10 protein-coding genes are annotated in these 11758 nt (G+C 39.1%); 1 reads left to right on the top strand and 9 read right to left on the bottom strand.

What is annotated here, in order from left to right; genetic code table 11:
- Nucleotides 1-11 precede the first annotated feature (11 nt).
- From ACRCA4_RS13240 to ACRCA4_RS13260, 5 genes are read right to left on the bottom strand one after another with little or no spacing between them, the layout of a single operon-like run.
- Nucleotides 12-941, bottom strand: a complete 930-nt coding sequence (locus tag ACRCA4_RS13240) for a polysaccharide deacetylase family protein (RefSeq protein WP_433189463.1) — start codon at nt 939-941, stop codon at nt 12-14.
- Entirely contained in the window at nt 934-2649 is a 1716-nt protein-coding gene (locus ACRCA4_RS13245) for an asparagine synthetase B family protein (protein ID WP_433189466.1), read from the bottom strand. The genes ACRCA4_RS13240 and ACRCA4_RS13245 overlap by 8 nt, the downstream gene beginning before the upstream one ends.
- A 53-nt stretch (nt 2650-2702) precedes the next feature.
- Nucleotides 2703-3653, bottom strand: a complete 951-nt coding sequence (locus ACRCA4_RS13250; RefSeq protein ID WP_433189469.1) for a glycosyltransferase family 2 protein — start codon at nt 3651-3653, stop codon at nt 2703-2705.
- Between the two features lies 1 nt (nt 3654).
- Nucleotides 3655-4560 (bottom strand): polysaccharide pyruvyl transferase family protein, encoded by a 906-nt coding sequence (locus tag ACRCA4_RS13255; RefSeq protein ID WP_433189471.1) that lies wholly within the window; start codon nt 4558-4560, stop codon nt 3655-3657.
- 12 nt (nt 4561-4572) lie between these two features.
- Nucleotides 4573-6006, bottom strand: coding sequence for a lipopolysaccharide biosynthesis protein (locus ACRCA4_RS13260; RefSeq protein ID WP_433189474.1), 1434 nt, complete (start codon nt 6004-6006; stop codon nt 4573-4575).
- Nucleotides 6007-6154: 148 nt separating this feature from the next.
- Between ACRCA4_RS13260 and ACRCA4_RS13265 the strand changes: the two genes are divergently transcribed.
- On the top strand, nt 6155-6871 hold the full coding sequence (locus tag ACRCA4_RS13265; RefSeq protein ID WP_433189477.1) for a tetratricopeptide repeat protein: 717 nt from the start codon (nt 6155-6157) through the stop codon (nt 6869-6871).
- A gap of 17 nt (nt 6872-6888) precedes the next feature.
- Here the strand turns inward: ACRCA4_RS13265 and ACRCA4_RS13270 are convergent, their stop codons facing one another.
- The 4 genes from ACRCA4_RS13270 to ACRCA4_RS13285 all read right to left on the bottom strand — a co-directional run.
- On the bottom strand, nt 6889-8178 hold the full coding sequence (locus ACRCA4_RS13270; RefSeq protein WP_433189480.1) for a putative O-glycosylation ligase, exosortase A system-associated: 1290 nt from the start codon (nt 8176-8178) through the stop codon (nt 6889-6891).
- Between the two features lie 79 nt (nt 8179-8257).
- Nucleotides 8258-9613 carry a phenylacetate--CoA ligase family protein gene (locus tag ACRCA4_RS13275; RefSeq protein ID WP_433189483.1) on the bottom strand — a complete coding sequence of 452 codons (1356 nt, stop codon included), beginning with the start codon at nt 9611-9613 and terminating at the stop codon, nt 8258-8260.
- Complete coding sequence (locus ACRCA4_RS13280) at nt 9613-10713, bottom strand: glycosyltransferase family 4 protein (protein ID WP_433189486.1); 1101 nt, start codon at nt 10711-10713, stop codon at nt 9613-9615. The genes ACRCA4_RS13275 and ACRCA4_RS13280 overlap by 1 nt, the downstream gene beginning before the upstream one ends.
- The coding region (locus tag ACRCA4_RS13285; protein ID WP_433189489.1) for a TIGR04063 family PEP-CTERM/XrtA system glycosyltransferase at nt 10703-11758 on the bottom strand (1056 nt) is incomplete at its 5' end. The genes ACRCA4_RS13285 and ACRCA4_RS13280, both read right to left, overlap by 11 nt.

Raw genomic sequence — 11758 nt, forward strand, 5'->3', positions numbered from 1 at the left:
CTGACAAAAAGTCATTTTAATCGCACGCTTAATAACCTAGCATGAAACTTAAATGCTGAGCTATCCCAAGGTGTAAAGCGTTTTAATGTATATACAGAGGTTTGTTGGGTTGATACCCCCCAATTAGTGGCAACAGCAGTTTTAAACCCCAACTCTTGCACACAGTTTACTGTTTCTTGATCAAAGTCGATATTTTCTACCCCATTAGGGTAAGCAAAATGCTCTACTGCTTTACCTGTCCATTGCTCTAACTCTTGCTTTGATTGAGCTATTTCTTGATGTTGTTTAGCAACAGGTAAAACCTTTAAAATAGGATGGTTTACTGTATGAGCACCAATAGTAATGCCTTTATCGGCAAGTTGTTTAATTTGCTCAGGAGACATCATTAATGGCGTTTGTTCGGTGCAGTTATTTTGCTGGTAGAATTTATCTATTAAAGCGATACGCTCTGTTGGTGGTAAGTATTTAAGTTGTTTAAGCCACTGCTGAGCTTGTTCACGTCTATTCGCCCAGTCAGTTAATGTTAGTCTGGTTTCATTTAAAACCAGCTGTTGCCGCTTAGGATCAGAGAATAAATAGAGTAAACGATCGTTCCACATATTTGTGCCGTGGCTAAATGCGGTTGCAACATAAACCGTTGCCGGAATAGCGTATTTAGCCAGTATAGGCTGAGCAACGGTAAGGTTATTAAGGTAGCCATCATCAAAAGTGACGCAGATAGCATTAGCAGGCAAAGTGCCGGCTTTTAAATGGTTTAGAGCTTCATCTAAAGTTAATGGCGTAAAGTAGCGTTTTATTAAGCGCATTTGCCAATCAAAAATATCTGCTGTTGGCTCTGTTGGTCGCATGGGATCTTTGCTTGCCAAGACTTGATGGTAAATTAAGATGCTTAATTTATTTTTGCTAAATAAACGACCAAACAGAGCAATAAGACTATGCATGAGTTGTCACTTCATCTTGTTGTAACCATAACTCAAGTACAACAAGTAACCAGATCAACTCACCATAATAATTAGTATGCTGTTGTTGATGTGCAGCAATAACTTGTTCAATTAAGCTGTGATTAACAATATTTCGCTGTTTAAAAGCCTGTAGGGTTGTTAGGGCTAATGTTTTTAATTGTTCATTTTCATGCAGCCAAACACCAAAAGGTAAGCCAAAACCTTGCTTTTCTTTAGCCAAGGTTTCATCAGCTAAAAAGCCTTTACAGCTTTGCTTATAAAAGTCGCGTAATTTATTACCGGGTAACTTAATATCGGCAGGGACTAAGCAGCTAAAGTCGACTAAATGCTTTTCTAATAAAGGAAATTCGACATTAATATTGGCTAGTTCACACATTTTTCTAACTTTAACTAAGTCGTTATCTGCTAGGGTAAACTTCCAATCTAAAAATAGCATGGCATCAGTAGGATGCTGACTTTTGCACTCAGTGTAGCGTTGTACTAGCTGTTGTTCTGGCTGCTTTAGGTCTATGTCTGTTAAAAACTCCGAAGTAAAAATAGCCTCAGCACCAAGTTGATTAATAAAGTTATGGGTTTGCAAACGTAAGGGTAACCCAGTTCTGGCTTGGCTAATGTAACTTGCGGCCTTTTGTGTGCCTGGGATATTAGCCAGAAAACTATCATGAAAAATGGTTTTTAACAGTTTTTGTATTGGGCTGGGTAGTTTTAAGTAGGGTTCAAATACTTTTTGTCTGGCATAACGGCTATTGCCCGCGAAAAGTTCATCACCGCCATCACCGGCTAATAATGTTTCAAAACCGTGTGCCTTTGCATCTTGGGCGCAAAAATAAGCGGCCATGGCTGACGAGTTACCAAAGGGCTCATCAAAATATTGGGCAACTTTAACAAAGGCCTCGGCAGCTTGCTCTGGTTTAAGGTAAAGCACTTTATGTTTCGTATTAAAGTGCTTAGCGGTGATCATCGCATAGGGTGTTTCATCATAGCCTTTGGCTTCAAAGCCAACTGAAAAGGTAGCCGCGGGTGTTTGCTGTTTCGCCAGCATGCCGGCTACTGTGGAGCTATCTAAACCACCGCTTAGAAATGCAGCAACTTTATCGCCAGTATGCTGTTTAACGGCTTGTTCAATATGCTCAATACATTGAGAATGTAGCCTTTGATCGCCGGTTTGTTGCACGAAGTCAGGGCTGTAAAGTAAAGCGGAATTTGCTTTGTTTGGGTTATCAAAGTAGACCGCTTTAGCCGGTTCAAGTTTGCTCACTTGTTGGTAAATTGTTGTGGGGGCTGGTATGCAATGAAAATATATATAGTTATATATAGCCTGTTTTGAAAGCGACAAAGCTATAGGTTGGCGCTTTAATTGTTTTAAATGGCTACTTATATAGAGTGTGCCTTGCTGTAAGGTATAGTAGCAGGGCTCTATACCCATAATATCATTTACTATAAATGCGTGATGTCGACCGCCTAAAATTGCTAGCCAGAATCGCCCACTTAAGTGCTGGTAAAAGTCTGCATCACAGGGGCTTTGTAAGTATTGTTGTAGTAGAAATTCGGCTGAGCAGCTTTGATTGTCATAATATAATGCGCCTTTATAGGCTAAAGCTGCGTCTTGTTGTTGATGAAGAAGAATACCAGAGTCATCTGCCACTAGCTTTAAATGCTTAGTGGTTAAGGTAATAGTGTTTTCCATGGCATGTGCCTCTTACTAAAATATGAATGTGTAAATATTGCTCTTTAAGGCTATCAACTTTTTCTATCTTTAAATTGGTTATATAGAAAGTTATTGCTGCTTAGTAAGGCATATAAACTCGATTTAAAGGTGCGATACTGTAAACCAACACAGTTTCTAAATGCACGATAGGCCTTCTCTCTATGGCCGGCATAAAAACATTGAAAGCCGTAGTTAAAATTACGAATGCCCCGATAATAATCAATTTTTTGTTGGCTAATAACATCTCCTGAAGGACACTGTAGACCAAAATTAGCAATAGTCGACTCTAAAACGAGTAAGCTAAAGTTATGAGGGTGAACTTTTTTAGTAATGCTTGTAGGATTATCACGATATAAAGAATAAATATTGGTTAATTTTGCCATTTGATATTGCCGTGATATGCGAAGCCAATAATCGTAATCTTCACCGACCCGATAATCGGTATTGAAAACCCCCACCGTTTTAATTATCTCTGCTTTTATAATGGCAGTTGTGGTATGCACTAAGGAGTCTTCTAACAGCTTAATATACAGCCAACCTGTTTGATTGGGATCAACTTCCACACGAATTTTATCTTTGTGACGTTGTTTAATCACCTCTTCTATTGGGGTTAATCCGTTCCACACTCTCCAGTCGGTGAAGCATAACCCTATCTCAGGCTGCTTTTGCATATAAGAAATTTGTGCTTTTAGCTTACCAGGCAACCATAAATCATCGCTGTCATTAAAAGCAATGTATTCTCCTTTAGCTGCTAACATACCTGTATTTCTTGCTGCAGCGGGGCCTTGATTAGCCTGACTTATAATAGTGATTTTATCACCAAATTGAGCTAGTTTTTCTAGGCTTAAATCAGTTGAACCGTCGTCTACAACAATAACTTCAATATTTGGGTAGTCTTGGCTTAATACACTTTGCACCGAAGCTACAACAAAATCTTGATTGTTATAGCATGGCATAATGACACTTACTAAGGGCATACTCATATTAAATACCATGATCGCGTTTAAATTGTCTGACTTTATCTAATAACTTTTCTTGGTTATTTAAGAACAGAGTTTGATTGCTTAACTGTGGCGTGGCTGATGTTGCTAATACTTTAAGCTGGCTTGCCGTTTGCTCTAACTGTTGGATGCTGCTTTTAGCCGGAGGAGCAGATTGCCAACTTGTTTGCCATAGTGGGGTTTGATGCAAAACACGCTTTAATTTATGTTTTAGCTTAGTATTAATAGGATATAAGCTATCACCTCGCCAAACAGGCTTAATATGGTTAAATTTCGCCTCAACCTTTACTGATTGCAGCCAATCTTGCCATTTATATTCTGAAATATGTTTATAAGCTTTAACCGGTAGCCAATGAACCCGAAAAGCATCCGCTAAAATAGCACCATGCATAGCTTCAGTTAGTAATAGTTCGGTTTGCTGGATCGCTTTGAAAACGTCTAAATAAGGTTTTCTTGGATCGATATAATGAATGCCTGCTATTTGACAAACTTTTTGCCAATCACCATTACGTGCACTAACGCAATGAGGCATATAGCTAATTGGGTATTTTTTATTTGTTTGTTGCTTAGTGAAAAGTGGCGCTAATATAGCAGGATCGGTAATCGCTAAACTGAGATCTAAGCCAAGTGCCTGGGCTGTTAAAGGGCCTCTTACCGAATAAAACTGCCAGTGAGTATTAACCGGAGGTATATCGCCATAACCATGCCCTGAGCCAAAGACGGTCACTTTTTTAGCTTTAGGAATTCGATGGTTAAGTAAGGTGCCTACACCAACAAACAGCTCATCTGTATTTTGGTCAAAAACATCACCCAATAAATTCTGCCATAACCATGGATTTAAATCGTCACCAAAATTACCTTCTGGATCTTTAAAATAGTACAGTTTCACTTAGCATCCTTACTATATTCTAAATTTAAGCGCTTCATTAAAACGCGTACTAAAAAACAACTTTAAGGGTAAAGCGTAAAAAATAACGCCTAATAACACTGTGCAAATTAAATTAAAAACAAGATGTGTCTGAGATAGCCAGTAATACTTAATTAAAAATAAAGCTAATAGCATTAAGCTTGATAATAATAACGGGGGGGCAACAGCTTGCATAATGCTGCTTAATAAAATGCCTGAGCGGCTAGTACACAAGTAAACAGCAAAGAAGAAAAAAAGTGGTGTTGCAATTAACCATGCAATAGCAATAGCATTTATGCCATAAGGAGCAGCAATGTAAATAAGTGCAGAAATTAAGCCTAATGAAAAAATAATATGAATTAAGCCCGTAGATGGGAAGCCTAAAGCTTTTAACAATGGGGTAAACAGGTTTGAAATCATTCGTAATGGGATTGTCAATAAGACTATTTGTAACGGGAGTATGGCTTGCTGCCACTGGTCGCCAAGTAACAGTAACACTAACTCTTCGGCAATAGCTGCAAAACCAAAAAACACAGGAAATGAAAATAAGGTTGCTATACGTAAAATATAGTTAAATACATCACTATATCTGGCTTTATCTTGTTGTATGGCGGCATACATTGGATAAGCCACTTCATTAATCAACGGCATAGCTTTTGCCATAGGCATTAAAGCTAAATGCATAGCTAAGGCATAATAACCTAATTCTGAGGCGTTGATTACCTTACCGGCGATAATAATATCTACCTTCATAAACAGCGTAAAGACGATTCCAGTAGCCATTAAGGTTAAACCAAACTTTAAAGAAGGAAGCATTTCATTAAATTGCCATAGGGGGAAGTGAAGCTTTTTAACCGCGATGTTGTAGCCAAAAGCACGAAAAAAAACCACACTTAAATTAGCAATAACTAATGACCAAAAACCCAGACCTTTAATTGCAAGAGTAAGTGCAATAACACTACCTAAAAGAGCGGCAAAAAAGTCTACTTTCGAGCGACTTTTAAAGTTTAACTCTTTTGCTAGCAGACTTGATGCTATTACAATCCAAGGGCTAACTAAAAATATACTGGCTGTAGCATATAACACATATTCCAGCGCTGGTTGATTATAATAATTAGCAAGATAGCTGGCACTTGATAGCTGAATTAATGCAACAGCTGCATTTAATATGATCAGTAGGGTAAGTATTTTACGGGTATAAGCATTGTCTAAGTTTTGCCTGCGTATAAGAGCATCACCTAAACCTGCGCTACTAAACTGTAGCGCCAGCATAAAGATAATTTCACTTAGTGCAACAATACCGTAATCAGCTGGAGTTAAAAAACGAATAACAAATAATGACACAAACCATGTAAAAGTTTGTGATAGTAAACGTAAATAAACTGTCCATTTGAAGGCCGTTCTGGCCTGACTGGATATGCTATCCATGCATTCCTCATAATCTTCTTAGACTATCGTCTGACCCTAGTCTAACCTCTATTAGAACAAAGAGAAAGTCATGCTTTAACGATACTGACGGTAAAACAATAATTATGCTAAGATTGCTTTAGTTCATACAACTTACAAGGATGAAGTTATGACAAAAACACTTATCTTCAATGTTATATTTTTACTGTTTTCTACCTTTGTTTATGGCCAAAAATTTTCGCCAACGCCAGTAGAATTTCAGTCATGGGATGCGCGATGTAAATTAGCGTTTACCGCAGCTAAACCTCAAGGTGTGCCAGGTGTTTATGAGGCTTTATCTAAAACAGAAAGTGCACAAGCTCTAGCTTTTGGTGAAGCCGCAGGGGGAGCTTGGCACTACTGTATGGGGTTGATTTACCTGTCCCGTGCTCAGTCTAGTATAGGTCGAACACGAGAAGGCTTTTTAAAAAGGGCGGTTTCAGAGATTAATTTCACCTCAAGAAATATAGATTCTGAACATAGTTGGTATACAGAAATTCAAGTTAATATGGCAAAAGCGTATTATTTAAGTGGCGATAAATCTCAAGCTATCGCTCTTTTACAAAGTTTAATAAAAAATAATCCTATCAATTCATTACCCTATAGTGCTTTAGCATATTATTTAAAACAAAATGGCCAATTAAATGACGCTATTTTAACGCTACAATCGGCGCCTTTAGAAGTAAAACAACAATCAGCCGAGCTAAACTATTTTCTGGGCTGGTACTTAATGGAGCAAGGCAATTTGGCTGATGCTGCTTCATACGCCGCTAAAGCGTATGAGTTAGGTTATCCTGTACCCACCTTAAAACAGCGATTAAAAGCAGCCGGCCAAACTGTACATTAATGAGACTAAAAGTAGAGTTAGTTATTATTTAAATAGAGCTTATTAATGGCAATAACTGAAACAATACCAGCCAAGGCAAACACTAATTCAAAGTAAGCTAGACTTACATTGGCGCCAGTGATGCCATAACCTACCATGGATAATACTAGTGCATTACTTAGCTTGTAGCACCAATCTGATTGATGTTGTTTGGCTAATTTTCTGTTTTTATAATTAACTAACCAACAGCTAAGTAGAAATGATAAATAAATAAACAGTCCGGCATAACCGTGGTCTCCTAAAACTTGCAAATAAATATTATGTGCCGCTTTTGGCTGCAAATTTGCAGGAATAGGAGGTGTTGGAAAAATCCAATAGTTATCTGTATAGGGTGCGTATTTGTGCCACTGCACAGGATCAGTTACGGCTTTAAATCCTCCACCTGTTAATGGGTTATCGCGAGCTATCATCATGGATATTTTCCATGCCCATAAACGACCAATAAATGAGCTATCACTGGTGGTTGCCGTTGCTACTGTATTTTGTCGCTCTTTCCAATCTTCAGGTGCTTGGTTTATTGCTACCGGAAGCATTAACACTGCAACTAATGCCCATACTAGCTTACGTTTAGATTTAAGCCAAAATGCGATGGCTAAAATAGCTAGGCCAATAAAGCCGCCTCGTGAATAAGTACCAATAATTGACAAAATATTAAGGGCGAGTAGTCCCCATAAACCTATTGTAAGCCACTTATGCTTTACTGTTTGGATCAGATAGACAATGAGTGGGATGCACATATTAATTGCTACGGCGAGATCATTTCTATCGGCTATGGCTCCTGCACGCCCAACAATTCGGTGGCCGCCCGCAGATATAATAAACTTTACAGCTTCCATAGCAGCATAAGATGAAATAGATAACACTATAGCCCAAATTAAGGTGTCTATATGTAGGCGCTTTTGCAGTACTATAGTAATAAAGAAATACAGTAATAATACTTTTGTAAATTGATTCCAATAATACCAAACCTGAGAAGGCATAATATTTAAGGTGTTTATCGTCGATAATAGGGTCCAAATTACGAGCATAAGTACCCAAAAGCTAACGATGTTAAATGAAAACTTTTTATTTTTAGCTGCAAAAATATAAGCGAGTACAGTAACTAAAACTATAGTTAAATTTAATCTAAAGCTGGTAGAAAAGCCGAAGGCCCAGTTTGCTGGAGCTGTTAACGCTATCCAAGCCCATGCAGCGACACCCAGATAGGGGCGCTTAAATGCATAAAAAATAGCAACAAATAAAAATAGAACTAATAAAATATCACGCATTATTTCTCATCCTGAGAAGACGACCAATAAAATAAAATACAAATAGCAGCGATATCTACTAATAAATATAAACTATCTATCATGTTACAACCTTGCTAATAACATAACGAAACTTACCTGATTTTTCCGCAGCAATAGTATCGACATGTTGGATGACAATTTGCACATCTTGACCCAGTCGTGCTTTAAAACCTGAGACTATTTTAGATTTAATCTCATTTGGCAAAGTACCTTGTGGCCAAACAACCTGAACTTGGGTAAGCGCTAAACTTTGTTGCTCGATGCGAAAAGCTTCTACGCCCGGTATTTCTCGTAAAATATAGATTAAAGACAAGCCATGCATCATGGTGCCATCGCTTGCGACGACAAAATCGGTACTGCGACCTTCAATGGCCTCTAAAACCGGTAAACCGCGACCGCACGAGCAGGGTTTTGTTGCTAAGGTACCAATATCGCCAGTGCGGTAACGAATAAATGGAAACTCTGAGGTAGCTAAATGAGTGACGACAATTTCACCCGATTGGCCATTAGGTAAAACCTGACCGTTGGGATCTATAATTTCTACAATAATATCTTCGTAGGATAAATGCATGCTGCCATGAGGGCATTCATGGGCAATAAAGCCCGCATCGCGGCCACCATAACCATTAGCGACAGGGGCAGCAAAGACTTCAGATATCAGCTCGCGTTGATAGGGGTATAATCGCTCTGAGGTAACAAAAATCACTTTTATGCCCAAAGCCGACATATCAATATTATGTTGCTTAGCGGTTTTGGCTAAAAGATGGTAAACCGAGGGGTAACCAAACAGCATTTTAGGCTTGATTTTTTTTATGGTATTTAAAAAGCCCAGTAGCTTTTGCTCTGTCATATCAAAAGCGGGGATTAAGGTTGAGCGAAATAACTTATCACGCCAAATACGCACTTTATCTTGAGCGTTTAATTCTATAGGTGAGCCCCATGCCACTATTTCTTTATCGCCAATATCCACTCCCCACCAACGGGTAGCACGCCATTTTTGAGCAACATCATAAGAGACACGTTCATTACCTAGCAAAAAGATAAGGGGTTGGCCGCTTGAGCCGCCAGTGTTAAAGCGCTTTAGCTCTGTCGCGTTACTGGCTTTAAGCGCAGCGAAGTTATCGCTAATTACTGGCTTGGTTAAAAAAGGCAATTGGCTTAGATCACTAGGGTGCTTAAAGTGTTCAGGCGTTAAACTGTGCTGCTGCATAAGTTGGCGATAATAAGGCACATTTTGGTATACCTTGGTCATAAAACGATGCAGTTTATCTGCTTGTTGTTGTGCTAATAAGGCTGCGTCTTGCCACTGACTTTGCTCAAGCTGTTTAAATACCGCAAGGGTAGTGTGTTTTTTAAGCTTTTCTTGCAATGGGAAAATACACTTGGCAATAAAAGCGGTATACCATGATGCCATTAGTTTATTCCTTTATCTGTTATTGCTCGCTGGTATTGCTCTAGCAAGATCTTACTAACATTAGACCAATGAAATCTTTGACTACTGGTTAGGCCATTAGTAATAAGTTGCTGTTTTAGCGCGGGGTTATTAAGTAAGCGCTTGAGCTGTTGATAAATAAGCTCTGGCTGCTTAGGCGCTGTTAATAAGGCATCATATTCGTGCTTAACCAAAAATGGGATCCCGCCAACATTGCTGCTGATAATAGCAACGCCCGAAGCCATAGCCTCTATTAATGAGTTTGGATTATTATCAACTAAACTGGTATTTAGCATAATATCGGCACTTTGGTATAAGGCTGCCATGTCTTTGCGGTTTAAACGGCCGACAAAGTTTACTGCAGCATTAAGTTGCAGCTCTGTCACTAGCTGTTGAAGCTGCGCTAATTCAGGACCTTCGCCAGCTAGTGTTAATTTAGCAGTTGGGTGAGATTGTGAAATAAGGGCAAAAGCACGGATCGCCGTTGCCACATCATAAATAGCTTCTAGGTTTCGGGTAACGATAATATGCAACTGCGCCGAGTTAACCTGTTTTGTTGTTGGCTTAAATAACTGTGGATCTAAGGTGTTGGCAACGATAGTGCTAGCTTGTTTAAACTGACTAAATACTTGTTGTAAATACACTGAAGGAACAATAACGCCAGCACTTTGCTTTATAGAAGCAGATACAAGGGACCAAGATTTGCTAAAGAAATCGAAGGCATGGCCACCACGATAGTTAACTAAAATAGGTTTGCTGCGTAATTTAGCTATCCAAATAGCAGGTGCTGCAAACAAATGCCAAGACCAGCCAGAATTTGCCATTAAATGCACTACATCTACTTTGCGGTATCCTTGAAATAACGACAGGCAATACTGAGGTAGTCGAAATAGGGCTCTGATGCCAGGGATCTTACCGATAAAAGCCGGTTTATAGTCAGGGTTTACCGCGATAAAATAAACCTGGGCACCACTAGATTCTAGCAGTTGCTTTAATTGTGCCGTTTGATTGGCCATACCACCAGCAGGCGGCGCCTTAGGTCCAACTAAGGCGACCTTAATAGAGCTAAAATCAGCGCTCATTACGCAATGACTCGTAAATGGGCTGATAACGCGCAACACTGAGCTGCCAAGTACGTTGCTCGTTAACAAAAGCTAAGCCATTTTGTTTAATCTCTTGTTGTGATGATAGCTTCTGTAAATGGCGAATGGCTTGTTCGGCAAGATCTTGAATATTATCTTTTTGAAATAACCAGCCCGTTTTACCATGTTCTATTAATTCATTATGGCCGCCAACATCTGATGCTAGCTGAGTCATTCCCTGAGCCATTGCTTCTAGCGGTTTTAAAGGGGTCACTAGCTCTGTTAGTCGCATTGATTTTCGAGGATAAACAAGTAAATCTACTAAGCTGTAATATTGATTAACGTCAGCATGGGGTACACGCCCTGGCATAATAACGCTGTCTGTTAAGCCAAGTTGTTGAACTAAGCTCTCTAAAGCCGCTTGTTGTGGGCCGCCGCCGACTAATAATAAACAGGTATGAGGCAGTTTTTTATGAATTATAGGTAAGGCTTTAATCAGTAAATCTAAGCCTTCATAAGCGTAGAAAGAGCCTAAAAAGCCCAATACGGTTTTGTGTTGTAAATTAAACTTGGCCAATAAAGCGGGGTTTTTATGCTCAATAACTTGAAACTGCTTAGGGTTAACTGCATTTGGGATCACCGTAATTTTTGACTCGGCTATGCCTCTGCTCAGTAAGTCTTGGCGTAAACCTTCACAGATAGTCGTTACCGCATCTACTTTTTTAACTACGTAAGTTTCAAGCTTTTTAGTTAAGGTATAACGTAAGTCATGCTCTTTGCAGCTGCCATGATCTACAGCGGCATCTTCCCAAAATGCTCTTATTTCATACACAACAGGTAGTTTGCAATTTTTAGCGGCTAATAAGGCCGCTAAGCCATTTAGAGCAGGGGAGTGAGCATGAATAACATCGGGCTTCTCTTTTGAAACTACCTCTAAAATGCGTTTTTTTAGCGCTAATACCGTCGCAATTTCCTTTAATACCGGTAGTTGCCAAAATTTAGCTAGCCAAGGCTGAGTGCGGTAAAATAAAAAGTCTTCAGCTTG

The sequence above is a fragment of the Rheinheimera sp. WS51 genome (genome assembly GCF_050936095.1).
Classification (GTDB): domain Bacteria; phylum Pseudomonadota; class Gammaproteobacteria; order Enterobacterales; family Alteromonadaceae; genus Alishewanella.